The organism is Natrinema salaciae, from assembly GCF_900110865.1.
GTDB lineage: Archaea > Halobacteriota > Halobacteria > Halobacteriales > Natrialbaceae > Natrinema > Natrinema salaciae.
Genome location: NZ_FOFD01000002.1, coordinates 764,311 through 788,356 on the forward strand (window position 1 = coordinate 764,311; position 24,046 = coordinate 788,356).

Annotated in this window: 17 protein-coding genes; 6 read left to right on the top strand and 11 right to left on the bottom strand. The window is 68.8% G+C overall.

Translation table 11 applies throughout. From position 1 onward, the window contains the following. Positions 1 to 38 precede the first annotated feature (38 nt). Genes rad50 through BMX07_RS09035 form a run of 3 tightly spaced genes read right to left on the bottom strand, consistent with a single transcriptional unit; the run spans position 39 to position 5,204 of the window. A complete protein-coding gene (rad50, locus tag BMX07_RS09025) occupies positions 39 to 2,723 on the bottom strand; it encodes a DNA double-strand break repair ATPase Rad50 (RefSeq protein WP_090616977.1) in 2,685 nt (894 codons plus the stop codon). Further along, positions 2,720 to 4,087: a DNA double-strand break repair protein Mre11 gene (gene mre11 / locus BMX07_RS09030; RefSeq protein WP_090616979.1), complete on the bottom strand. Its 1,368-nt coding sequence runs from the start codon at positions 4,085 to 4,087 to the stop codon at positions 2,720 to 2,722. Before mre11 ends, rad50 begins: the two co-directional genes overlap by 4 nt. 52 nt (positions 4,088 to 4,139) lie before the next feature. Next, on the bottom strand, positions 4,140 to 5,204 hold the full coding sequence (locus BMX07_RS09035) for a M42 family metallopeptidase (RefSeq protein ID WP_090616981.1): 1,065 nt from the start codon (positions 5,202 to 5,204) through the stop codon (positions 4,140 to 4,142). Between the two features lie 165 nt (positions 5,205 to 5,369). On the opposite strand from BMX07_RS09035, the gene BMX07_RS09040 reads away from it, so the two are divergent. Together BMX07_RS09040 and BMX07_RS09045 are read left to right on the top strand one after the other, a co-directional pair. After that, the gene (locus tag BMX07_RS09040; protein WP_090616983.1) at positions 5,370 to 6,539 is read left to right on the top strand and encodes a thiolase C-terminal domain-containing protein; all 1,170 of its coding nucleotides are present in this window, start codon (positions 5,370 to 5,372) and stop codon (positions 6,537 to 6,539) included. Further along, positions 6,536 to 6,928 carry a Zn-ribbon domain-containing OB-fold protein gene (locus tag BMX07_RS09045; RefSeq protein ID WP_090616985.1) on the top strand — a complete coding sequence of 131 codons (393 nt, stop codon included), beginning with the start codon at positions 6,536 to 6,538 and terminating at the stop codon, positions 6,926 to 6,928. The genes BMX07_RS09040 and BMX07_RS09045 overlap by 4 nt, the downstream gene beginning before the upstream one ends. Positions 6,929 to 7,011: 83 nt before the next feature. Here the strand turns inward: BMX07_RS09045 and BMX07_RS09050 are convergent, their stop codons facing one another. The 5 genes from BMX07_RS09050 to BMX07_RS09070 all read right to left on the bottom strand — a co-directional run bounded on the left by BMX07_RS09050 (position 7,012) and on the right by BMX07_RS09070 (position 15,069). After that, a complete protein-coding gene (locus tag BMX07_RS09050) occupies positions 7,012 to 7,956 on the bottom strand; it encodes an alpha/beta fold hydrolase (RefSeq protein WP_090616987.1) in 945 nt (314 codons plus the stop codon). 212 nt (positions 7,957 to 8,168) lie between these two features. Then, positions 8,169 to 8,399 carry a UPF0058 family protein gene (locus tag BMX07_RS09055; RefSeq protein WP_090616989.1) on the bottom strand — a complete coding sequence of 77 codons (231 nt, stop codon included), beginning with the start codon at positions 8,397 to 8,399 and terminating at the stop codon, positions 8,169 to 8,171. Between the two features lie 141 nt (positions 8,400 to 8,540). Continuing rightward, positions 8,541 to 9,644, bottom strand: a complete 1,104-nt coding sequence (gene meaB, locus BMX07_RS09060) for a methylmalonyl Co-A mutase-associated GTPase MeaB (protein ID WP_090616991.1) — start codon at positions 9,642 to 9,644, stop codon at positions 8,541 to 8,543. Positions 9,645 to 9,646: 2 nt separating this feature from the next. Continuing rightward, complete coding sequence (locus tag BMX07_RS09065) at positions 9,647 to 10,063, bottom strand: cobalamin B12-binding domain-containing protein (protein ID WP_090616993.1); 417 nt, start codon at positions 10,061 to 10,063, stop codon at positions 9,647 to 9,649. Positions 10,064 to 10,287: 224 nt separating this feature from the next. Continuing rightward, complete coding sequence (locus BMX07_RS09070; protein ID WP_090616996.1) at positions 10,288 to 15,069, bottom strand: beta-sandwich domain-containing protein; 4,782 nt, start codon at positions 15,067 to 15,069, stop codon at positions 10,288 to 10,290. A 376-nt stretch (positions 15,070 to 15,445) separates the two neighbouring features. Between BMX07_RS09070 and BMX07_RS09075 the strand changes: the two genes are divergently transcribed. Then, positions 15,446 to 16,120 carry an HD domain-containing protein gene (locus tag BMX07_RS09075; protein WP_090616998.1) on the top strand — a complete coding sequence of 225 codons (675 nt, stop codon included), beginning with the start codon at positions 15,446 to 15,448 and terminating at the stop codon, positions 16,118 to 16,120. Between the two features lie 140 nt (positions 16,121 to 16,260). On the opposite strand, the gene BMX07_RS09080 is transcribed toward BMX07_RS09075, so the two are convergent. Beyond that, positions 16,261 to 16,941 carry a LysE family translocator gene (locus tag BMX07_RS09080; RefSeq protein WP_090617000.1) on the bottom strand — a complete coding sequence of 227 codons (681 nt, stop codon included), beginning with the start codon at positions 16,939 to 16,941 and terminating at the stop codon, positions 16,261 to 16,263. Positions 16,942 to 17,101: 160 nt separating this feature from the next. Between BMX07_RS09080 and BMX07_RS09085 the strand changes: the two genes are divergently transcribed. Further along, positions 17,102 to 17,728: a TlpA family protein disulfide reductase gene (locus BMX07_RS09085; protein WP_245742080.1), complete on the top strand. Its 627-nt coding sequence runs from the start codon at positions 17,102 to 17,104 to the stop codon at positions 17,726 to 17,728. A 46-nt stretch (positions 17,729 to 17,774) separates the two neighbouring features. On the opposite strand, the gene BMX07_RS09090 is transcribed toward BMX07_RS09085, so the two are convergent. Then, a complete protein-coding gene (locus BMX07_RS09090; protein WP_090617232.1) occupies positions 17,775 to 18,428 on the bottom strand; it encodes a class I SAM-dependent methyltransferase in 654 nt (217 codons plus the stop codon). Between the two features lie 279 nt (positions 18,429 to 18,707). Between BMX07_RS09090 and BMX07_RS09095 the strand changes: the two genes are divergently transcribed. Both BMX07_RS09095 and BMX07_RS09100 read left to right on the top strand, forming a co-directional pair. Next, the gene (locus BMX07_RS09095) at positions 18,708 to 18,947 is read left to right on the top strand and encodes a hypothetical protein (RefSeq protein ID WP_090617001.1); all 240 of its coding nucleotides are present in this window, start codon (positions 18,708 to 18,710) and stop codon (positions 18,945 to 18,947) included. After that, a complete protein-coding gene (locus BMX07_RS09100; protein ID WP_090617003.1) occupies positions 18,944 to 19,573 on the top strand; it encodes a TlpA family protein disulfide reductase in 630 nt (209 codons plus the stop codon). Before BMX07_RS09095 ends, BMX07_RS09100 begins: the two co-directional genes overlap by 4 nt. Before the next feature lie 7 nt (positions 19,574 to 19,580). Here BMX07_RS09100 and BMX07_RS09105 read toward each other — a convergent pair whose 3' ends face one another. Further along, complete coding sequence (locus tag BMX07_RS09105) at positions 19,581 to 23,783, bottom strand: sister chromatid cohesion protein PDS5 (RefSeq protein WP_090617005.1); 4,203 nt, start codon at positions 23,781 to 23,783, stop codon at positions 19,581 to 19,583. Positions 23,784 to 24,046: the final 263 nt, after the last annotated feature.

The window sequence follows — 24,046 nt, forward strand, 5'->3', positions numbered from 1 at the left end:
CGAAACGGCACCGCCGATAGCGTTCGATGGAACCGACGCTACTCCGACGCGAGCAGCGCCGCTTCCGGCGGTTCCCCGCGCTCGAGTCGCGAGCGGTTCGACGTGGCGTCTTTCTCGACGCGGACGATCGAATCGGCCGCCCCGACGAGCTCCTCGTCGTGGCTGACGACGACGATCTGCTCGACCCCCAGATCGCGCATCGATTCGACCAGCGAGACCAGTTGGGTGACGTGACCCGAATCGAGGAAGACGGTCGGCTCGTCGAGGATCAGCGGCGGCATCGGGGCCGTCCCCTCGACGCCCTCGGCGAGCAACCGATAGATCGCACACCGCAGGCTGAGGTTGAACAGCGCCCGCTCGCCGCCCGAAAGCTGCTCGGGCTCGAGGGCTTCGCCGTCCTTCTGGTAGACCGTCAGCCGGTAGTCGCCGTCGAGATCGATCGCCGCGTAGGAGTCGTTCTGGTAGACCAGATCGAACGTCTCGTTGAGCAACCGTTCGAGGGTCTCGACGTTGCGCTGGCGCAGTTCCGCCCGCAGGTCGCCGTAGGTGGTCTGCAGCGTCTCGGCCTCGTCGTACAGCGACTCGAGCCGATCGCACCGATCCTCGACGGTCTCGAGGCGCTCGCGGAGCCGCTCGAGCTCCGCGAGTTCGTTCTCGACCGCGCCGATCGCGTTCTGGATCTCGTCGCGTCGCTCCGCGAGCTCCGCGAGCTTCTCGTCGACCTGTTCGATGTACTGCTCGGCGTTTTCCTTGTCCGTGCGGGCGGTTTCCACCCGCTCTTCGTCGAACGCCGACTCGAGATCGCGCTTGCGGTCGCGCTTCGCCGAGAGCGTCTCCCGGCGCTCGTCGTTCATCGTCACCCAGTCCCGCCGCCGCTCGCGGAGGGTCTCGAGGTCGCTCTCGAGGGCGGCCCGCTCGTCGGCGATTTCCGAGACGCGAGTCAGGGTCTCGAGGGTCTCCTTGATCTCCCCACGTTCGGTGTTGATCTCGCCGAGTTCGGCCCGCGCATCGGCGACCTCGGCTTCCCGCTCCGCGGCCGCGGACCGCTTCTCCTCGGCCTCGGCCTCGGCGGTCGCCGCGTCGTCGCGGCGCTGATCGCGCTGGTCGCGCCGGTCGGCCAGCGTCTCGCGTTTCTCCGCGAGCAACTGCTCGACGTTGTCGCGGTTCTCCTCGAGCCGGTCGACTCGCCGCTCGGCCTCTCGCAGCTCCTCGGCGCGGTCGATCCGCTCGTCGATCTCGTCGCGCTCTGCCTCGAGCGCCTCGCGTTCGGCCTCGAGGTCGGCGAGCTCCTCCCGGCGCTCGTCCAGCACGTCGACGTGGGGCGAGTTCTCGACCGATTGGCCGCACTCGGGACACTTCCCCTCCTCGAGCAGGCGTTCGCCCTCCTCGATCGCGTTCTCCGCGGCTCGGATATCGGCCGTCAGGTCGCCGATTTCGGACGCTAGTTCGTCGCGCTCGGTCTCGAGTTCGTCGAGGGACGACGCCGCGCCGCCGAATTCGATCGCCGCGTCGTCGAAGACCGCCCGCGCCGCGTCGATCGACTCCTCGAGCTCGTCGAGGTTCCCCTCGCGGTCGGCGATCGTCTCCTCGTCGGACTCGATCCGGTCGTCGAGGTCGGCGGCCTCCTCGCGAGCGCGCTCGGCCTCCTCGTCGAGGGCGGTCGCTTCCTCGCGGAGCCGTTCGATCTCGTTGTTCCCTTCCGTGATCGTCACGCGAACGTCCTCGAGGTCGTCGCGGAGTTCCTCGTCGCGGGCCTCGAGAGCCGCGATGCGGTCCCGAACGGCGTCCGCGTCCGGATCGCCGTCCTCGAGATCGACGGTTTCGAGGAGGTCGTCGCGCTCGGCTGCAAGCTCCTCCCGACGCTCGCGGAGCTCGCCGATTTCGTCGGTCGCGTCCTCGCGCTCGCGCTCGGTCTCGGCGATCTTCGATCGCAGTGCCGCGATCTCGTCGTCGAGTTCGTCGATCTCGGCGCGGGTCTCCTCGTGGCGCTCGAGGACGTCTTCGGCGGTCTCGAGGGTGTCCCGGGCCTGCTCGCGCTGCGTCTCGTAGTGGTCGATTTCGTCGGTGACCTCGTCGCGGCGCGACTCGAGGCCGTTCAGTCGCTCGTGGAGGTCCTTCGCCTCCTTTTGGTCGACCTGCTTGCGGACGTCCTCGAGGACCTCGCGCTGGCCGTCGAGGACGGTCTTGACGCCCAGTCGTGCCTCGCTGGCCCGCTCGCGGTAGTCCTCGAGCGCGCCCAGTTGGAGGAGGTCGTCAATCATGTCCTGACGGTCGCTCGGCGAGGCGTGGATGAGCTTGTTGACTTCGCCCTGCCGGACGTACGCGCAGTTGACGAACGCTTCGGCGTCCATCCGCAGGAGTTCGGTCACCTCGCGGCGGACGTCCCGCGCCCCTTCGATCGCGGCCGTCGGCGTCTCGAGGACGCACTTGGTCGTGGTCGCACGGTCCCCGCGCAGCTTGAGGCGGCGCTCGACGTGGTACTCGCGGTCGTCGTGGGTGAACCACAGTTCGACCTCGGCGTCCTCCTCGCCGGTCGTGATGACGTCGTCGAGCGTCCGATCGTCCAGAGCCTTCGAGCCGTAGAGCGCGAAGAAGACCGCCTCGAGCAGCGTCGACTTCCCGCTGCCGTTGACGCCGTGGACGACGGTGACGCCGCGCTCGAGCGAGAGATCCGCGTCGTCGTAGCACTTGAAGTTCATGAGGCGGACGCGGTCGACCCTCACGCGAAATCACCCAGCGAGGCGGTGTCCGCGTCGGCGGGTTCGTCGCCGGCGTCGTCCGCCGCGCCCGTGTCGGCATCGGTCGCCACATCCGTGTCGGTGTTGGCGTCGGCCGCTGACGCGGTCGTATCCGGGTCGGCCGCTCCGTCGCCGTCAGCGGCCGCGTCCGTCGCGGAGTCGGACTCGGCTGCGAGCTGATCGGCGACCGTCGTCACGTCCTCGTCGCCCGGTTCGCGCTCCGGCGCGGGCTCGAACGCCGACTCGCCGTCCTCGAGCAGGTCGCGGACCCGCCGCTCGACCGACTCGCGGACGTTCGCGTCGGCGAGGTCGCCGCTCCGGACGGTTTCGTCGATCTCGAGTGCCGCTTCGCTGAGCCCCAGTTCGCGCACCCGTTCGCGGACGGCGTCGTCCGGGTCGGCGAAGCTCACGGAGACGTCGTCGTCTTCGTCCGGGAGGTCCCGGCGGTCGTTCACGCGGGCGACGAGCGCCCCGCGGTCGATCGCGAGCTCCTCGATCGCGGCCGGCGCGATGGGGCGTCCCTCGCCGTCGACGGTGACGATGACGACGGCGTCCGCGAGGTCGTGCTGGCGGACGCGTTCCCGAACGCGGTCGACCCCCTCGTCGGCCGCGAGTTCCACGTCGACGAAGACGAACTCGCGCGTCGAGTCGAGCCCGCGGCGACTGATTCCGACCCCGTCGTCCGCGAAGTCGACGAGGTTGTAGCCCCGGTCCTCGCGTTCACTGGCGCTCGCGCGCTCGGTCGACCCGCAGTAGGTGACCCAGGTGTCCAGCACCTCCGCGGTGCCCGGGTCATGGTTGTCGCCCAGCAGGACGGCATCGAAGTCGACGGGCGACTCCGCGAGGACGGTCTCGGTGTCCCAGTCCGCGTGTGCGAAGGGCTCGAAGAGGCCGTGGCTCACGAGGGTCGCGTGATCGGCCGCGTCGGGCACCGGCTCGAACACGTACTCGAGATCGTCGCGCCGGGATCGGGGCACGAAGTCCAGCCCGTAGACGGCGACGTCGTCGACGACGACCGGGTCCGCGCCCAGCCGGGTCGCGAGTCCGAGATCCGCGAAGAGATCGAGCCACTGCGCGTCGCGTTTCGACTCGTGGTTACCGACGACGGCGAGAAAGGGAATATCCGCGTCGGCGAGCGTCCGGAGGACGTCGACGGTTCCTTGGAGGTCGACCAGACTCGGCCGGCGGTCGTGAAAGAGGTCGCCGGCGTGAATCACCGCGTCGACGTCGTCTTCGACCGCGTCGTCGACGACGTTCCGAAACCCCTCGAGAAAGTCCCGTCGTCGCTCGGGCGAGTTGTACTGCTGGTACCCGATGTGGGTATCGCCCGTGTGGAGTACCCGCGTCATTGGCCAGTCGTTGGCGAGCCCACCCTAAAGGAGTTCCGTGACCGAAGTGAAACTAAAGTGTGTAATCGAACGAGCCGTCTTCGGCCGTGAGGAACGCCTCGAGCAGGTCGATCGTGCCCGCGATGTCGTCGACGTGAGCGGTCTCGGTGACGGTGTGTAGATACCGTGTCGGAATCGAGATCGCGCCGACGGGTTTCGCGCCGGCGGTGTGTTGGAAGCCGGCGGTGTCGGTGCCGACGGCGGGCAGGATCTCGAGCTGGTAGTCGATCGCCTCCTCCTCGGCGATCGACTGGAGCCGCTCGTGGAGCTTCGGGTTGGTGATGACGCTCCCGTCCTTGAGCTTGATCGCGGTGCCGTCGCCGAGTTCGGTGACGTGCTCGCCGGCGTCGAAGCCGGGGATGTCGTTGGCGACGGTGACGTCGAGCGCGAGCGCGAGGTCGGGGTCGATGTCGACGCCGAGGGCGCGGGCACCTCGGAGGCCGACTTCCTCCTGGACGGTCGCACAGAAGTGGATCGTCGCCGCGGGGTCGCGCAAGCGGCGGGCAGCCTCGAGCATGGCGAACAGGCAGACCCGATCGTCGAGCGCTTTGCCGGTGATCGTCTCGCCGACCCGCTCGGTCGTCTGAGCCATCGTGACGAGGTCGCCGCGCGAGACCCGCTCTGCGAGTTCCTCGTAGGGGAGGCCGGGATCGACCACGACGTCGTCGACCTCGGGGGTCTTCTCTCGCTGTTCGTCGTCCAGCGTGTGCGGCGGCGGCGAGCCGATAACGGCCGGAATATCCTCGTCGTCGGTGTGAATCGTCACGCGCTGGGCCTTGAGGACCCGCGCGTCCCAGCCGCCGAGTGCCTCGAGTTCGACGAAGCCGTAGCCGTCCTCGTCGCCCCGGACGTGACGGACCATGAAGCCGATCTCGTCCATGTGGGCCGCGACGGCGACCGAATACTCGCCCTCGCCCTCGAGCGTCCCGACGACGTTGCCCATCGCGTCGGTGCGGACGCGGTCGACCGACTGTTCCAGTTCCCTGACGACGACCTCGCGAACGCGATCCTCGTAGCCGGGGACGCCACTCGTCTCCGTCAGTTCCGTCAGGAGGTCCAGATCGAACGGGGCTGTCATGCCCGCACCTGAGTGATGGGGCGGTATAAACGCCCGGAAACGATGGGCGTGCTGCCGCGAACTGCGAACGGACGGCCCGTTTGGCGGCGGCGTCGTTTCAGCGGTCCGAACGGTCGCGGTCGTAACCGCGGGGTATTAACGGAGTCGTCCACTACGTCTGTGTACATGAGTGACGTACGTGTCGCAGGCACAGGGTTGACACCGTTCGGGAACAGCCCCGAACGGACCGGCCGAGATCTCTTCGCCGAAGCGAGTACCGTGGCCTTCGAGGACAGCGGCGTCCCCCGGGAGGACGTCGAGGCCGTCCTCTACGGCAACTTCATGGGCGAACTCTCCGAACATCAGGGCCATCAGGGGCCCTTGATGGCCGAAGCGGCGGGGGTCCGAGCCCCGGCGACCCGCTACGAGTCCGCGTGCGCCTCGAGCGGCGTCGCGGTCCGCGAGGCGGTCAAACGGATCCGTAACGGCGAGAACGACGTGTTGCTCGTCGGCGGCGCGGAGCGGATGACCAACCTCGGCACCGCTGGCGCGACCGAAGCGCTCGCGATCGCCGCGGACGACCTCTGGGAGGTGCGGGCCGGGGTGACCTTCCCCGGCGCGTACGCGCTGATGGCCCAGGCCTACTTCGACGAGTTCGGCGGCGAGCGCGAGGACCTGGCCAACATCGCGGTCAAAAACCACGCGAACGCCCTCACCAACGAGAAGGCCCAGTATCAGCGCGCCATCGAGGTTTCGGACGCGCTCGAGGCCCCGCCGGTCTCGGAACCGCTCGGGCTCTACGACGCCTGTCCGATCTCGGACGGCGCGTCCGCGCTCGTGCTCACGAGCGAGTCCTACGCCGCGAACCACGACCTCGAGGCACCGGTTGCGATAACGGGAACCGGACAGGGCGGCGACCGGATGGCGCTGCACGACCGGGAGCACCTCGCCCGCTCGCCCGCCGCACGCGAGGCCGGCGAGGAGGCCTACGCCGACGCGGGCGTCGACGCCGGTGACGTCGACCTCGCGGAGGTCCACGACTGCTTCACGATCGCCGAAGTGCTCGCGCTCGAGGCGCTCGATCTGGAACCGATCGGCGAGGGGATCTCTGCGGCCCGCGACGGCCGGACGACCGCGGACGGCGAGACGCCGATCAACCTCTCGGGCGGGCTGAAGGCGAAAGGCCACCCCGTCGGCGCGACGGGCGCGTCTCAGATCGCCGAAGTCACCGATCTGCTGGCCGGCGAACACCCCAACAGCAAGCACGTCGACGGGGCGACGACCGGCGTCGCCCACAACGCGGGTGGCACGGTCGCGAGTGCGACCGTTCACGTCCTGGAGGTGGTCGACCGATGAGCGACACCGAACACGTCGCCGACGCCGGCTTCGACGAGTGGCTCACCGCCGCCGAGGAGGGCGACGCCTACTACCTCGAGTGTGCCAACGGCCACGGTTCGCTGCCGCCCCGTCGGGTCTGCCCCGACTGCGGGTCGACCGATCTCGAGGAGAGCGACCTGCCCGATACCGGCGAAATCCAGACGTACACCGTCACGCACGTCCCGACGCCGGCCTTCGAAGAGGACGCGCCGTACGCGACGGCCGTCGTGGACTTCGGTCCCGTCCGCCTGACGGGGCAGGTCGTCGGCGTCGACGTCGCCGACGTCGAAACCGGACAGACGGTCGCACTCGAGATTACGGTTTCGGAGACGACGGGCGAACGCGTGATCGGACTCCGCCCGGCGTAGCCTCCGGGTCGTCCGAGCGACAACGGGTCGTTTTCTCACTCGGCCACGATCGGCGTGACGCGCGAAACAGCCGACTCGATCGGTTACTCGTCGCTGCCGAGACCGGCCCGCGGGAGTTCGGCGCTCAGGTACTCGACGAACTTGTCGGGGTGTTCGGCGTGGGGCAGCTGGGTCGCGTAGTCGATGACGACCAGGTCGAGGTCGGCGGCCTCGGCGAGGTCCCGGCCCTCGCGGAGCGGGACGAGTTCAGCGTCGCGGCCCCAGACCAGCGTGGTCGGCGTCTCGAGGGCGGCCAGTTCCGTCGCGAGGTCGAACTCGGGGTCGAGCGTGCCCGCGGCGAAGGAGGCGGTGGCGTAGCGCGCGCCGGGCTGGTGGGCGCTGTCCCAGGCGTAGCCGACCTCCTCGTCGCTGATCCGGTCGGCGTCGTAGTAGCCGTCCCGGTCGTAGAAGTACCGGATCGACGGCTTGCTCGCGAGCAGGTTGTACAGCGTCGTGCCGACGATCGGCGTCCGAAGGAGCGTCCGGACCCACGGCCGCTCGTCGCCCGTCTCGTCGGTCGGACAGATCAGGACGAGGCGTTCGAACGCGGTCTCGGCGGCGGCGTCGACGGCGAAGGTGCCGGTCAGCGAGGAGGCGACGGCGATCGGTTCGTCGGTGAGCTCGTCCGCGAAGTCGCGAACGAACTCGCCGTAGAGGGACCCGGAGTACACGAGCGGCGGCCGCTCCGAACGGCCGAAGCCGGGGAGATCCACCGCGTAGACGTGGTAGTCTTCGGCCAATCGTTCGACGATCGGGGCGAACTCGTGGCTGCTCGCACCCGCGTAGATCCCGTGGAGCAAGAGCATGTCCGGATCGTTCGGATCGCCGGCGACGGTGTAGGTCGTCTCGATTCCCCGCCAGCGATACGTCCGTTCGATACCGGGAAGCGGGTTCTCGAGGTCGCTCGCGCGTCGCTGGAGGAGGCGGTTGCCGACGACTGCGCCGGCGACGGTTCCCACTGCCGCACCGAGGACTGTTCGGGCGTTCATAGGAGACCGTAAGCGGGCAACGGCCTTAGACTTCAGGTTCGGGATCAGCACCTGCTGGGACCGGGACACGGCGAGGAGCCTGCGGATTCGGCGGATAGCGGCCGCAGACGGCGGACGATCTCGAGGCCGGGGGTCTACCGACGCCACATCGCTCGTTCGCGAGCGGATACGCGAGACGCGAGAAAACCCACGGCTTCGGCCGTGGGAGGAAGTCAATACGGTGCCGTCTGGCGGGAAGATCTCCGAACGCGGTCGCGGATCTCGACCAGGAGGAGATCCATCGCTCTCTTGTGTGCTTCTTTCGGGCGGTGGATGTGTGGCGGGCGGACCGGTTGTGCGTCGTAGTCGTCGAAGGCGTCAGGGGGCGCGATGTCCTCCCGCTCGAGATACAGCCGTAGCTCGAACAGCAACGCGTGGAGATGGACGAGTTCCTGTTCGTTCATGTGAGACAGTAACAGTGTCCACCGTGATATGGATTTTTGAGGGCGATACTAGATGTAATAATCCGAGTGACTGCCGCCCGACGGAGCCGTCGGGCGGGCATGGTTTCATGCCTGTCCGCCCGCCCTGCTCGAGCGCCGACGCTACTCCGCGCTCGAGTCCGCGTCTCGACCGGTCTCGAGGTTCTCGACGCAGGCCTCGACTGGCGCGAGCACGTCGCTGGCGATGGCGTAGGGATCGGTCTCGCCCCGCCGAACGGCCTCCGCGAGGTCGTCGATCCCGCCGCGGTCGGCGAGTTCGTCCTCGAGCAGGGCGTGGACGTCCTCGCGAAGCAGCGTGCGGATCTCTTCGGCGTAGCGCTGGCGGGCTTTCTTGGCGCGGGTGCCGGAGTCCACGAGATAGGTCCGGTGGGTGGCGAGTTCGTCGATGAAGTGCTCGACGCCGGTTCCCTTCGTGGCGACCGTTTCGACGATCGGCGGCGTCCAGCCTTCGTCCTCGCCGCCGCCTCCATCGGCGTCGTCGGCCCGCACCCCGCCGCTACCGCCCGCCATCGCGTCGGCACCGTGGTGCCCGCCACCGCCGCCACCGATCCCGCTCTCCTCGCCGAGGTGGACCATCTCCCGAAGCTCCTGGACCGTGCGGTCCGCGCCGTCGCGGTCGGCCTTGTTGACGACGAAGACGTCGGCGATCTCGAGGATCCCCGCCTTCAGCGTCTGGATGTCGTCGCCGGAGCCGGGCGGGACCAGCACGGCGACGGTGTCGGCGGTACGGACGATGTCGATCTCGTTCTGGCCGGCACCGACCGTTTCGATGATGATCTTGTCCTTGCCGAAGGCGTCCATCGCCTTGACCGCGTCGGCGGTCGCAGTCGAGAGACCGCCGAGCGTGCCGCGGGCGCTCATCGAGCGGACGAAGACGTCCATGTCGCCGACGGTAGAGGCCATCCGGATGCGGTCGCCGAGCACCGCGCCGCCCGTAAACGGCGAGGAAGGGTCGATCGCGATGATCCCGACCGTCTCGCCGCGGTCGCGGTACTCCTCGGCGAGCTTGTCGACGAGCGTCGACTTGCCCGCGCCGGGACTGCCAGTGATCCCGATCACGTCGGCGTCGCCCGTGTGTGCGTAGAGCGCCGAGACGAGGTCGCGATAGCCCGGCGACCGGTTCTCGATCTTCGAGATCGTCCGCGCGAGCGCCCGGTGTTCCCCCGACAGCAGCGCCTCGAGCAGCGATTCGTCGGCAGCGTCCATGGTCATCGCTGGGGCGCGTTCTCACGGACGAACTCGATGGTCTCCTCGATCGAGGTGCCGGGGCCGAAGATCGCCGCGACCCCCTCGTCTTTGAGTCCCGGACGATCTTCCTCGGGGATGACGCCGCCGACGAGGACGAGCGTGTCGTCCGCGGCACCGTACTCCTCGAGCCCGCCCATGATCTTCGGGACGAGCGTGTCGTGTGCGCCCGAGAGGATGGAGATGCCCAGCACGTCGACGTCCTCCTGGACGGCGGCCTGGACGATTTCGTCGGGGGCTTTGTGCAGCCCCGAGTAGATGACCTCGAAGCCGGCGTCCCGGAACGCGCGCGCGACGACGTGAGCGCCGCGGTCGTGACCGTCGAGACCGACTTTGGCGACGAGACACCGAATCGACTCCGCTTCCTGTTCACTGCTCATACCCCCTCCTTCTGGGGCCGACTGTTTGACTTTAACGGACATTATTGAGGAATACGGCGGTCGGCATACGCCGCGTCGTCAGCCGCTCGCGACGGCGCTCCCGCTCGGTTCGTCGACGGGTGTTCCACGACGCTCTCGGACCGAGTCCGTCGTACGAACGAAAAACGGAGGGGCGAAAGCCGCGGTCGAACTGGATTGCCGAGCAGCCCGACGGCGGTATCGAGTCAGCCGCGTATCGGGTCGGCGCTGCCGTCCGCACGGATCGGCAGGATCGTCGCATCGTCGGCCGCTTCCACGGTAAGGCCGTCCGTAGCGAGGTCCTGCAGCGTCGACACGGAGTACCGATACGATCCCGGGTCGGTGTCCGCATCGATCTCGTGGGTGAGCGAGACGACCGCGGACTCCCCGCCCTCGAGCGCGACCGTCGCTGCCGAGTCGATACCGACCGATTCGCGTCGGTCGGCCGGTGACTGCTCGTCGGTCTCGAGCGCCGGCGACGTCACGTTCCAGAAGAGGTAGACGTCCTGCTCGTCGGCTTCGTCGCCGGTGTTGGTGATCGTCGCGTCGACCGTGATCGCGTCACCCGCATTGGCGGCGGCCGGCCCGTCGACATCGCTCACGGCGAAGTACGCGGGTTCGGGCTCGCCGGCCTCTGATTCCTCGATCGTGATGGTCGTCGACGCCACCTCGTCGGCGGAGACGCCGTGTTCGTACTCGCCCGGCTCGTCGTCCTCGGGAATCTCGTAGGTGAACTCGACCGTCGTCGACTCGCCGCCGTCGAGGGTGACGGTCTCCGACAGTTCGGGCCGATAGTCGACGACGTCCGTTCCGAAGTCGGTTCCCGGCGGGAAGTAGAACGCCGTTCGGGTGTCCGTCCGGTCACCGGTGTTGGTGATCGTCGCGTTGACCACGATCGTTTCCCCCTGCGTGGCCGTCTCGGGGGCCTCGAGATCGCTGACTTCGAAGTACGTGCCGAGCGTGAGGTTCGCCGTCGCCGTCGCGCCCGGTTCGACGTCGACGAACTCGATGGTCGAGTCGTCGTAGCCGTCGGCGGCCGCGCGGAGCGCGTACCGCCCGGGTGCCAGCCCGTCGATCTCGTAGGAGCCGTTTTCGTCGGTCGTCACGCTGAACGCGCCGCCGTCGGCGTCGGCGACGGTCGCGTCGGCGATCGGAACGCCGGCGGCGTTCGTGACGTAGCCGTCGATCGTACCGGGAGTGCGTTCGATCTCGAAGTCGACGCCGGTGACGTGTTCACCGGGAGCGACCGTGACGATCTTCTCGGGCCGGTAGCCGGGCGGCGTGTCTGCGACGTCGACGACGTACGTGCCCGCCGAGACGTCCGTGAGCGCGTACGTTCCGTTCGCGTCGGTCGTCGCCTCGAAAACCTCGCCATCGTCGTTCTCGGCGGCGACCGTGACGTTCGCGACGGGAGTTCCGTCGTCACTCGCGGTCACCTGCCCGCTCATCGTCGCCGCGGTAGCGCGGAGTTCGACGTGCTTCGTGACGGTCTCGTTTTCGAGGACCGTCACGGTGTCCGTCACCGCCTCGTAGCCAGTCGCAGCGACCGTGAGGGTGTACTCCCCGGCCGGAACGTCCTCGACGGCGTACGTTCCGTCCGCGTCCGTTACGCCGACGTACGTTTCGTCGTCCCGCTCGAGTTCGACGGTCGCGTTGGCGACCGGCGATCCGGTCGTATCGTCGGACACCGTGCCGGCGACGGTGCCCAACTGCGCACCGAGTGCAAACGGTGTGCGCACCGCGTCGTCCTCGCTTTCGACCGCGTGAGCCCACTCGAGTTCGGGATCGAGATCCTCGAGCACGGCGGAGAACTCGACAGTCGACGACTCGCCCGGATCGAGCGATACCTCGGTCGTCGTGCGCTCGACGCTCGCTTCGAGGGGGTCGTCGACGTACGTGACCGCGTTCGCGAGGATCGCGTTGGCGTCGTCGGTGAAGTCCCCGTCCGCGACGAACTGCGTCCGTCCGAACGAGGCCAGCAGAACGTGGTCGCCGTCCTGGCCGACGCCGACCGCGGCACCGTCGGGGCTGCCGGCACCGACGTCCGCGATTGCGTCACCGCTGTAGTCGTCGAACCAGGCGCGGTCGGCGAAGGTGGCGTCGTGGATTTCGACCGACTCGCCTTCGTCCGCGATGCCGTCGAACAGGGCGTGGTCGGCCGTGATATCGAGTTCGACCGGCGGTGAACCGGAGTCGGCGATGTCGACGGCCGCGGGGTCGCCGGTTACATCGGAGCGATCGGTAATCGCGGTCGAATCGGCGCCCCAGTTCTCGAGGAAGACGACGGCCTGGTCGTCCGCGAGGGTGTCGAGGAACGCCTCGACGTCGGCGTCACCGAAGTCGTTGACGACGAAAACGTCGTACGCGTCGACCGATGCGAGCAGTTCGTCCGCTCCGAGCGGACTCACGTTGTACGAGTCGTCGAGTTCGCCTTGCAGGGTCGCGGAGAGCTCGTCGGCAGCATCGGCGAGGTCGTCCCGGTCGCCGTCGACGTTCCGATCGTCGAGGGCGGCCCGGACCGACTCCGTACCGGCCTTGCTGTCGACGACTGCGACCTCGGTGCGCTCCCGGACGACGTCGTACGTTACCCGTTGCGTGCCCGGCGCATCGCCGGTGTTCTCGACGCCGGCAGTGACGGTGTAGGCATCACCGGGCTCGAGCCGATCGGGCGCGTCGGCGATCTCGACGTCGAAGAAGGGCTCGAGGATCGTTATATTGCCGGTTGCAGCGTCGTCGTCGGTGAAGACGCCGTGTTCGTAGGTGCCCGCGGAGACGTTCTCCGTGTCGGCCGCGAACGAGACGGTCGTCTCCGCGCCGGGTGCAAGCGTGACGGACTCCTCGAGCAGCGTCTCGTCGAGGTCGCCAAAGCGGTACTCGACGGACTGAGTGTCCTCGACGTTGCCCACGTTCTCGACGGTCGCGTTGATGGTGACGTTCTCGCCGCTGTTGGCCTCGTCGGGCGCGTCGAGAGACGAGACGTCGAACTGCGAGGCCAGGTACGTGAACTCCTCGGTCGCCTCGTCGTCCTCGGTGGTGACGGTGACCGCGTACGCTCCGCTCCGGAGGTCGTCGGTGTCGACCTCGAACGTGATCGTCGTTTCGGACGGGGAGCCGATCGGCTCGTCGACGCCTTCAGGGGCCATATCGACGACCTCGGTCGCGACGGTCTCGCCGTCGCCCGGCTCGGCCGGATCGTCGCTCAGCTGGAGGGAGACTTTCTGGACCGCACCCTCCTCACCGGGGTTGGTGAGGTCGACGGTGACCTCGAGCGGCTCGCCTTTGTCGACGTTGTCGGGAACGTCGAAGCCGGTCACCGCGATCTCGCCCTCGTCGAGCGACCCCAGTACCTTGCGCTGGAGCAGGTTCAGATCGGTCGTCGTAACCTCGCCGTCGCGGTTCAGATCGCCGAGATCCTCGCTGAAGGGCTCGGGGGTTTTGTCCTGCAGGTACTGCTGTGTCAGCCGAACGTCCCGGACCGTGAGCGACTCGTCCCGGTCGACGTCGCCGAGCTCGTACTCGAGCGCAGCGCCACCGACCTCGGCGACCGCGGCGCGGACGTCGATGATACCGTGACCGTACCGGACGTCCTTCTCGTCTGGCGCGTCCGCGGGTTTCCAGGCCGTCTCCTCGAGGGTGGACTCGATCTCCTCGTCGGAGAGGTCGTCGTTCGCCGAGAGCATGAGTGCGATGGCACCCGACACGTGCGGGGCCGCCATCGATGTCCCCGAGTATCGCTCGTGTCCGCCGCCGGGTACTGCGCTGAGGACGTCCGCACCCGGTGCGGAGACGTCCGGCTTGACCCACTCGTCGGGCCATTCGGGGTCCGGCTCCTCCCAGTTGTCGGCCGCGACCGTGCCGCCGCTCGAGAAGTCGGCGATGGTACCGGCCTCGTTGGAGGCACCGATGCTGAACGAGTCGTAGATGTTCGCGGGCGAACCGACACAGCCCTCGCCGGAGTTCCCCGCGGAGGTGACCGCGACGACGCCGACGTCGTTGGCGTTCTGTATCGCGGGGATCCAGGCATCCTGGTACACCGGTCCGAAGGGCCCACAGCCCGCGCCGAAGCTCATGCTGACGACGTCGGTGTCCATCTCCTCGATGACGTACTCGAAGCCGGCGATGGGGTCGGAGTTGGCGCTCGATCCGCCGGGCAACACGAGCGCGTGCTGGAGGTCGACGTCGGGGGCGACGCCGTACGCGGGAGTCTCGTTGTCGTCGGGAGCGGCGGCACCGATCGTTCCGCCGACGTGGGTCCCGTGCGACTGGGTGTCATGTGGTTCGGAGCCCTCGACGGGCTCGCCGTCCGGGCCGATCTCGACCCAGCCGCCGGGGTAGGTCGGATCGTCCTCGTCCTCCGTGTAGAGGTCGAGGTCGGGATGACTGACGTCGAAGCCGGTGTCGAGGACGGCGACTTTCACGTCCTCGCCCGTGGCATCGAACTCGTCCCACGTTTCAGTGGCGTTGATCTGCTCGAGCCCGTAGGTGAACTCGTCGGAATCGGGCTCCGCGGCCGGCCGGGCGGCCGTGTCCGGCACGCGATACTCCGGTTTCGCCGTGATCGATCGGACGCCGTCGATCGTCGCCAGCTCCGATGCGGTGACCGATGTCGTGTCGATCGACGCACGAACGGTGTTCGTAATCCAGTAGCTGTTGATCACCTCGACACCGCTGCGGGCACCGAGTTGTCGTTTGGCCGTCGCCTGTGACGACTCGGCGTGGTCCTTGAGTTGGGCGATCGCCCGCTCGCGATCGGCGCTGAGCGCGCCGTCGTACTGATCGAAGGTGAGATAGACCTCCGTGGTCCCGTTTGCGTCCTCGATCGCCGGATCGATCGTCGGCGCTGCGGTGTCCGTCTCGAGTGATTGCGCGTCGATACCGTCGGTTGCGACCGCGGTTCCTGCTAACCCGCTCCCGGTGATCGCGACGAGCGACACTACCAGCAGTAGCGACAGCAGGGCGGCCGTAATCCGTTCTCGCGTATCTGTCATTTATGTCATTTCTAATTAGCTTTCTTTCCCACACACAGCGTGTGTAACCCGGTCCTTCCAAATTCCTATTTAGAGATTGTTATTTCACACCAGTTGATCACATAATGCACAATGAATTAACTCACTAATATAACTATTGGTAAGCCGTTGTAGTAATTGCTCTCGCCCATTTCGGGTGCGGAGCAGACGAATCGTCGTCGAGAAGAGACCGACCAAGCGAGCGGTTTGGAGGCACGGAACGGACCGGCGGCCGCTTACTTGTCCGGCATCGTGACTGTCACGACGGTCCGAAACCGGTACGAACCAAAGGCTAAAGAACGAAACGACCGAACATTCGGATAATGACTATCGTTCGTCTATTGCGGAGGGATCTATCGTGGGCGTTGAAATAAAAGAAAACCGGGTCGCCGACGCCGAATTCGAGGAGATGAAAGGGTTCGTCTTCGAATACCTCGCGGCCAGCGTGGAGAAGGAAGAGGAGGGTGGCCGCATGCGCTGGTATCCCTGGCACTCCGCGGAGTACCGGCACAACCACATCCTCAACGTCGTCGATCTCGCCACCGAAATCGCCGAGAAGGAGGGTGCGGACGTCGACGTTACCCGCGTCGCCGCCCTCTTTCACGACGTCGCCAAACTCGAAACCGACCAGGAACTCCACGCCGAGGCCGGCGCTCGCGTCGCCCGCGAGTACCTCGAGTCGCGCGTGGACTACCCGGAATCGTTCATCCAGCAGGTATGTCGCGCCATCGAACACCACTCCTACCAGGGAGACCTGACCGACCTCACGCTGGAGGCCCAGTGTCTCATCGAGGCCGACATGCTCGACAAGGTCGGCGCGAACGGCACCGCACTGATGCTGTTGCGGATGGGGTACGAGGCCCGCACGCACATGGACTGCGACGAGATGGTCGAGCGGGTCCTCGAACGGGGCTACGACGCCGCCTCGCGCGTCCAGAGCGACACCGCCGAGGGGATCGCCCACCAGCGCCTGAAACGCGTCAAGTGGTTCAGCGAGTGGCTCGAGGACGAGATCGCCGCACTCGGCGAGTAGCCGCCGCTCGCGACCGGCCGGCGAGCGGTCCGCGCGAGAACTGCCCCGGAGCGGCCGCTCCATCGCGCCGCTCCGGTGCCAGTCCGTTCCGCGTCGGGAACAGTCGAGGACCGCCGTCGCCGCCCGAACGCGGGTGCCGTTCAGACGATCCGTAGCGTCCCCATCGCGAGAAAGAGCAGTCCGAACCCGACGAGGACGACGGCGCTCAGCGCGGCCACTGCCGGTGCGAACGCGTCGACCCGCCGTCCCGCCGCGGCGAGCGCCGCCGGATAGGCGACGATCCACAGGCCGATCCCCCCGAAGAACCCGACCAGCAGCGCCGGGGAGCCGGTCTGGACGACCAGTGCACCCTCGAGCGCCCGTCCCACCAGCGGGGCGTGTGCGAGCACGTCGAGCGTTCCGGGCTCGAGCAGGCCGACGCCGACGGTGAGCCAGAAGCCGATCTGGTAGGGGTTGGTTAGCGAGAGGACGAACGTCTTCCGGAACCCCGTGGTGGCGGCCCGCCCGGCGTCGGTAAACGAGGTGGCGGCCCGGGCCTCGTGGATCGCGCCGACCGCGAAGTACAGCATGAGACCGCCGCCGGCCAGGTAGAGCGCGGGCCGAACGGCCGGGACGCGGTCGATCACGGCGACGATACCCGCCAGCGTGAGTCCGAAGAAAATCGCGTCCGCCAGCATCGCACCGAGACCGGCCCGGAAGCCGGCTGGCCAGCCGCGGACCACGCTCTCTTCGGCGATGATCGCGTTCATCGGCCCCGGCGGTGCCGCGAGCGCGAGTCCGAAGGTTACGCCGGCCAGCGCGGTAACGACGATGGAAGCCACGGTGTCTCGGTCTCGAGTGAGCGAGCGACCGCTAAAAGGGCAGTGAATTCGCCCGCCGCGGTCGAGCGACGGGAATCGGCGGTCGGCCGGTCGGGCAGTTCCCGCCCGACACAGCCGTCCGACCAGTGATGCTTTGCAACGGGGGCCCGTCTATCGGGCTATGGATGGGACTCGAGGAACCGGGCGGTCCGGGTTCTCGATCGACCGTCGGGAACTCCTCGCATCGGCGGCCGGGATGCCAGCGCTGGTCGGTTGTCTGGACGGTGGCGCTGACGACGGCGACGACGGCGACGGCGGGACTGACACCAGTGGCGACGGGGCCGGCGAACCGCCGTTCGAAATCGCCACGATCGACGCGCCCGGAAGCGAGGCCGGAACCGTCCAGATCCCGCAGTCTGGACGGGTCACGTGCTGTAATTTCACTCGGACCCAGTGTCCGACGAGCCGCGGTCTGCTGCCGACGCTCGGCGAGGCGAAGACACGCCTCGAGAACGAGGGCTACGCCGTCGGCGGCGACGATCCCGCGATTCGGTTTCTCTCGGTCACGGACGCCACCAGCGGCCCCTCGCCGTCGGACGACGAACTGGCGGCCTGGTTCGACGAGAACGGTGGCGACTGGCCGCTCGGTCGCGACGAGACCGGGGCCAGTTACGAGTACTACGAGATCGACGGCTACCCCACGACGATCGTCCTCGATGGGGCCGGGGAGAGCCGCTGGCGTAACGCGGGCGACACGACCGCGAGTACCGTCGTCACGGCGGTCGAAACGGCGCTCGAGGAGGGCTGACGATCGGGGATCGGTCGCGGACTGCGGAGTGGCGCGGTTCCGGGGCTCACCCACCGCCGTCGGTCTCGGCCGCTCGATTCGGATACGACTGCGTGCCGCCGCTCGAGCGCCGCGCGACGAGCGTGGCTACCGCGATCGAATCGTCGTCGTCGCCGTCTCCGGTACCGTCCCCGACCGGTCGTCGCCGTTCCTCGTACGAGAGGACCGTCAGATCCAGACACGCCCGCAGCAGGTCGTTCGACCGATAGCGATAGCGGTCGGTCGACGGGCCGGCGACCGGATCGCTCGAGCGGAGGTGGTGCTCGTAAACCAGCACGCCGCCCGGGGTGAGTGCCTCCTTGAGGGCTGGCAGGTGTTCGAGGGCGGCGAAGAAGCCGACCGTGATCACGTCGTAGCGGCCGCGGCCGAGGTCGACCTCGGCCAGGTCGGCGCGGATCCAGTTCGAGTTCGCCGCGACGCCGCGGTCACTGGCCCGCTCGCGAGCGCGCTCGATCGCGGCGTCGGAGATATCGACCGCATCGACGTCGTACCCGTGTTCGGCGAGGAAGAGTGCGTTTCGCCCGGTGCCCGTCGCGACGTCGAGTGCGCGCCCGTCCGGGAACGTCGCGATTCGGCGCTCGAGCGCCGGAATCGGCTCGTCGGCGGGATCGAACGTGCCCTCGTCGTATCGTTCGTTCCATCGCTCGCGGTCGTCGGTCACGGGGACGACGACGGCCGCGAGGCGCTTAAGTCGTACCGTCGGTAAATCGGTGCGTTCGGTTCGCCAACCGATGGTCCGTTTTCTTCGAACCGATCCGTCTTCGTACGGACGTCCGTTCGGACGCTCGCGGCTGGACCGCCCGATCCGCACCGGACCGAACGAACCCGACCGGCTCTCTGACGCCGGTGAAACGACCGTGAGACGGACGCGGGAAGCGACGCCGACGAACGACCGGTGCCGTCCAGAACCGTTTTTATCCTCTCCGACGTAGCCCGTACCATGTCCCCCGCATCCGGTATTCACGGGCTCCTCGAGACGACGAGATCGCGGCTCGAGTCCCAGCCGATCAGCCACTGGGGAGGTCTCCTGATCGCTACGGGGGCGGTCTACGCGGCCGCGAGGACGGCGAGCAGCAACGAACCGCTCTCGGTGGCGGCGAACGGGGTCATCTTCTTCGGGACGGCGTTCGCGACCGTTCGCGTCCTCCTCGGGGCGATAGACGAGGCTGAGACCGTATGAGACGCCGCGAAATCGTCGCCGGCTTCGGCAGCATCGGTGTCCTCGCCGGAGCGACCGGAGTCGCCGTCGGCAAACTGTTCCTGCCCTCGTTCGGCAGCGACTCCACGACGGACGACGGCGACGGCGGCCACTCGGACGGGCCGGTCGACGTCGAGACGATCGACGCTCGAGGGAGCGAGGCCGGTACGGTGACAGTCCCCAACGACGGTATTACGGTCGTCTCGTTCTTCGTCACGGGCTGTGGCCACTGTCAGGCGACGATGCCGCGGCTCGCCGAGGCCCGGTCCCGACTCGTCGAGGACGGCGGGGACGAGCTGACGTTCCTCTCGGTCACCTACCAGTCACTCGATAACAAACCGGCAGACGAGCTCCGCGAGTGGTGGCGCGCCCACAGCGGCAACTGGAACGTCGGCTACGACCCGAACTCGACGCTCGCGGCGCGCTACGGCGTGTACGGCTACCCCGTCACGGTCGTCGTCGACGAGCGGGGCGAGAAACACTGGGACAAGCTCGGCATCATAGAGCCCGCGGACCTCGTCGAGGCCGTCGAATCCGTCCTCGAATCTGCCGACGGCAACGCATCCGAGTCGGCCGACGGCAACGTGTCCGAATCTGCCGCCGACTGACGTCGCGTTACGACGACCCGTTCCCGAACCGAGTGAACAGGCCGGAGATCGAATCCTTCCAAGAGGAGTTGGCGTCCCCGATCGCGGTGATGCCGTCCGGACCGACGAGACAGAGCCGGCCGCTCGCAATCGCGAGTGACGTCGCGCTCGCGACGGACTCCACCGCGAACTCCCACCGGCGGGTGCCGTCGTCGGTCGTCAGGGCGACGACGTGCCCCTCGGCGGTCCCCAGACAGACGGTGTCGTCGATGACGACCGGATCAGTCGTCGTCCCGTCCGTGACGACCCGCCAGCGCTCGGCACCCATCGCCGCGTCGACCGCGTAGACGCTTCCGTCTCCACTGGCAGCGTAGACACACCCGTTCGCGACGGCCGGCGACGCGACGAGACGACCGCCGGTATCGAATCGAAACCGTCGCGAGCCGTCGGCGGCCGAGAGCGCGCGGAGCGTCGTCCCGCAGCCGACGTAGACGGTGCCGTTCGCGACCGCGGGCGACGCGGCGACCGATCCCTCGAGATCGATCACAGTCTCCCAGTGCCGGCTCCCGTCGTCGGCAGCGAGTGCGATCACGCGGTCCTCACAGGCGGCGTAGACGACGTCGTCGTCGACGGCGATACCGACGAGCGGCGCGTCGAACGGGACCGTCCAGATCGGATGGCCGGTTTCGGCGTCGATCGCGTGGAGCGTGTCGCTCCCGACGTAGACCGTCCCGTCGACGACGACCGGTGACGTGCGGACGGTGGCGTTCGTCCGGTATCGCCAGGTCCGCTCGCCCGTTTCGATATCGAGCGCGTAGACCGCCGCGTCGCCGCCGACGTACACGGCGTCGTCGATCACCGCGGGCGTCGTCCCGATCGGGGCGTCCGTCTCGAACCGCCAGCGCTCGCCGCCGTCCTCGAGCGCCAGCGCGGCGACGGAGCCGTCGTCGCTCGTGACGAAGACGGTCTCGCCGACCAGCGCCGGCGGCGCGTCGACGCGGCCGTCCGTCTCGACGCGCCACTGCGTCGCGGGGGTCCCGCCGAGCGCATCGCCGTCTCCGACCCGGCCGGTACCCGACGGGCCCGCGCGGGTCATTCGCCAGTCGAACGTCTCGTCGCCCTCATCGGAATCGCGCTCGAGTCGGTCGACCGCGGTCGTCGCCGCGCTCGAGACCGAGGGAACGGGGTCGTCGACCAGCGGCCGAATCGCGGCCGCGGAATCGTCGGCCTCGATCGCCGTCAACGCCCGGATCGCGCGGGCTCGAACGCGACCGTCGGGGTCGGCGAGACGCGGCCGGAGCGCAGCCGCGATCCGATCGACGTCCGCCGCCTCACTGCATTCGTCCGCGGCCGCGGCGAGGACGGTCCCCACTGTTGCCCGAACGTCGGCGTCCGGATCCGACAGCGCCACGAGCAACTCGTCGGTCGCCGCGCCGATCCCGTGCGAGTCGTCCGCGACCATCGTCGCCAGCGTCCGTCCGGCGGTCGCTCGGACGATCGGGCTGTCGACGGTGAGCCCAGCCGCGATCTTCGAGACGCCGGTCGGACGGAGACTCTCGGACTCGTCGGCGAGCACCGAAAGCGCGAGGACGGCCAGTCCGGCGGCCCACGGGTCGTCTTCGAGTCGCGTCCCCATGCCGGAGAGTTGATTGTTGATTCCGTCGGTGTTGTCCGGCGTCTCGCCGCCGCTGACGAGCGAAGCCGCGTCGAGCAGCCGATCGTCGACGCCGTCGAGTCCGCCGTCTAGCGCGGAGCCGTCGTCGCGGCCCGTGACGGCGAGGCACCCGAGCGCTAGCGCCGCGTATCCGCGGACGGCCTCGTCGTCGTCGTCGAGCAGGTCGACCAGCCGCTCCCGAACGATCGCGACGTCGTCCGGAGCGGCCGCCGCCAGCCGCGCGAGTTCCCCCGCGACCGACGCGCGGTCGGCCCCGTCCGACGCGAGCTCCTCCAGCAGGAGTTCCGAGACCGAGCTCCGGTCGGTCTCCGCGACGACGGTCGTCGCCGTGCGGACGACCGCTCGGCGCTGCTCGTCCGAGGAGTCCCGCAGCCGATCGACCAGGAGCGTCGCCCCCTCGGCGACCAGTTCCGCGTCCGTCCGCGCGACGTCGCCGAGCGCCAGCGCCACCGCCGTCGCGCGCTCGTCCGCGGCGGACAACACCGCCGAGAGCGCCTCGAGCGGCGTCGGGTCGGTCCCGGGATCCGCCGCGAGGAGCCGCTCGAGCGCGTCCAGCGCGGCGGCGCGGACGGTCGGCGTCGGGTCGACGAACAGGTCACAGACGGCACCGACGGCGGCCTCGGTTTCCGCGCCCGTCTCGAGGTCGAGGGCGGCCAGAGTCTCGCAGGCGGCGACGCGGACCGCCTCCTCGTCCGCGTCGGTCTCCGCGGCGGCGACGGCGACCGTCGGGCGGCAGTCGCTTCGCGAGACGGGTGCGACCGACGCGAGGGTCTCGCGGACCGTCGCGCGGACGCCGGGATCCGAGTCGTCGACCGCGGCGAACAGGTCGACCAGCGCCGGCCGGACGTCGTCGGGACGGGCCGCCGCGAGCCGCGAGAGCGCGAGCGCCGCGTTGTTTCGGACGCTCGCGTCGTCGTCGGAGAGCCGACCGCCCAGCGGTGCGACGGCCTCGCTGGTCTCGCGGGGACGCTCGGTGGCGATCGGAACGAGATCCCGGGTCGCGGACCGCCGAACCGCCACGCTGTCGGCCTCGAGCCGCCGACACAGCGATCGAACGGCCGGGTGTGGATCGACCAGCTGCGACTCGGCGATCTCCGCCAGCCGGCGGGCGGCGTGGCCGCGAACCCACTCGTCGCCGTCCTCGAGCCGGTCGACCACCGCCGGAACGTCGACGTCCTCGTCCGGGTCCTCGAGCGCGATCTCGCTCAGCGCGTCGGCCGCACTGTGACGGACCGGTTCGTGCGGATCGTCGAGGCGGTCGGCGAGTCGGGACACGACGGGCCGAACTGCGGCGGGCGCGATCGCCGAGACGGCGGCGATCCCTCGAGCGGCCGCCGCCCGGACGTCCTCGTCCTCGTCGTCGAGGACGTCGGCCAGTTCGGCGGCGACGGGTTCGGCGGCCTCGGGTGTCGTCTCGGCCACGCTGGCGATGGCCGCGACGCCGTGGCTTCGAACCGCCGGCTCGTCGTCCGTTAATCGATCCGCGAGCGGTTCGACGGCCGGGACGACCGCCTCGGGTCGGTCCGACGCCAGGGTCGCCAGCGCGGCGGCCGCGTCGACCCGGACCGGCTCGAGCGAGTCGTCGAGTCGCTCGACGAGCGCGTCGACGGACGGCGAGACCGCATCGGGGGCGACGTCCGTCGCGTTCCGGAGCGCGCTCGCGGTTTCCCGGCGCACGTCGGCCTCGGCGTCGAGGCTCGCGGCGAGTCGATCCGCCACTTCGCTGACGGAATCCGGGTGCTCCGCCGCGACGGCCGCGAGCGCCGCAGCGGCGTCGGCCCGGACGGATTCGCGGTCGTCCGTGAGCGCCGTCGCGATCGGCTCGACCGAGGCCGTGACCGCCGACGGCTGGTCGGCCGCAACCGACCGGATCGCCCGGGCGGCGCGCTCCCTGACGCCCGGCTCGTCCTCGAGCCGAGCGACGAGCCGATCGATCGCGGCGAGAACTGCGTCGGGGTCGTGCGCCGCGACGGCCGCGAGGGTCGCGGCCGTCTTCTCCCTGACCGCCTCGGTCTCGTCGTCGGTTGCGGCCATGACGACGTCCGCGACGGGGACCACCGACTCCGGATCGTCGGTCGCGATCGACGCGATCGCGTCCGTCGTTCGGATTCGAACGGTCTCGTCGTCGTCGGTGACGTAGGCCGCGAGTTCCGTCGCCGAATCGGAGATGGCACCCGGGTCGTCGGCGGCGATCGACGCGATCGCGTCCGCCGCATCCGCCCGCACCGCCGTCGATCCCTCGAGACGCTCGGTCAGTGCCGGCGCGGCGTCTCGCGTCTCCCGCGGGAAGGCGGCGGCGACGGCCGCCAGCGCGGCGGCCGCGTGCGATCTGATCGCCGGATCGTCCTCGAGACAGTCGGTCAACGACCCCACGGCGGATCGCACGTCTCTCGGCCGATTCGAGGCTTCGTTCGCGAGCGTCTTGGCCGCGTACGCCCTGACTTCGGGGTCGTCGGCCGTCAGGAACTCCTCGAGTTGATCGATTCCGACGGTCACCTCGACCCCGTCCCCCTCTCCGTCACCCGATCCGTTCGTAATATTATTTATTTCTGACATGGTGTCTGCCTGTCTCACGGCATGCGTGATTCCAGTACACGCAATCGCGTTGATAGTTAAACATGCAGACACACTCAGTTAATTCTACCCCCGGCAGTCCACGATCCAATTTCGCAGTCGACAGATCGGCGCGAGCGATCGACGCCGCCCCCTCAGATGCAAGCCGGTCGGCCAACGGGGTTCACCGCGTTGGGTTTCACAGTTGTCCGCCGAGGACGGACCGAGTATGCACCGACCACCGAGACGACGGCAGCGGATCGCGG

Excerpts from the sequence above, each read along its gene's own strand:
- BMX07_RS09065 (WP_090616993.1), bottom strand. The coding sequence starts at position 10,063 with ATGAGCAGTGAACAGGAAGCGGAGTCGATTCGGTGTCTCGTCGCCAAA.
- BMX07_RS09055 (WP_090616989.1), bottom strand. The coding sequence starts at position 8,399 with ATGAACGAACAGGAACTCGTCCATCTCCACGCGTTGCTGTTCGAGCTA.
- meaB (WP_090616991.1), bottom strand. The coding sequence starts at position 9,644 with ATGGACGCTGCCGACGAATCGCTGCTCGAGGCGCTGCTGTCGGGGGAA.
- BMX07_RS09045 (WP_090616985.1), top strand. The coding sequence starts at position 6,536 with ATGAGCGACACCGAACACGTCGCCGACGCCGGCTTCGACGAGTGGCTC.
- BMX07_RS09085 (WP_245742080.1), top strand. The coding sequence starts at position 17,102 with ATGGATGGGACTCGAGGAACCGGGCGGTCCGGGTTCTCGATCGACCGT.
- BMX07_RS09050 (WP_090616987.1), bottom strand. The coding sequence starts at position 7,956 with ATGAACGCCCGAACAGTCCTCGGTGCGGCAGTGGGAACCGTCGCCGGC.
- BMX07_RS09105 (WP_090617005.1), bottom strand. The coding sequence starts at position 23,783 with ATGTCAGAAATAAATAATATTACGAACGGATCGGGTGACGGAGAGGGG.
- BMX07_RS09070 (WP_090616996.1), bottom strand. The coding sequence starts at position 15,069 with ATGACAGATACGCGAGAACGGATTACGGCCGCCCTGCTGTCGCTACTG.
- BMX07_RS09095 (WP_090617001.1), top strand. The coding sequence starts at position 18,708 with ATGTCCCCCGCATCCGGTATTCACGGGCTCCTCGAGACGACGAGATCG.
- BMX07_RS09040 (WP_090616983.1), top strand. The coding sequence starts at position 5,370 with ATGAGTGACGTACGTGTCGCAGGCACAGGGTTGACACCGTTCGGGAAC.
- BMX07_RS09035 (WP_090616981.1), bottom strand. The coding sequence starts at position 5,204 with ATGACAGCCCCGTTCGATCTGGACCTCCTGACGGAACTGACGGAGACG.
- BMX07_RS09100 (WP_090617003.1), top strand. The coding sequence starts at position 18,944 with ATGAGACGCCGCGAAATCGTCGCCGGCTTCGGCAGCATCGGTGTCCTC.
- mre11 (WP_090616979.1), bottom strand. The coding sequence starts at position 4,087 with ATGACGCGGGTACTCCACACGGGCGATACCCACATCGGGTACCAGCAG.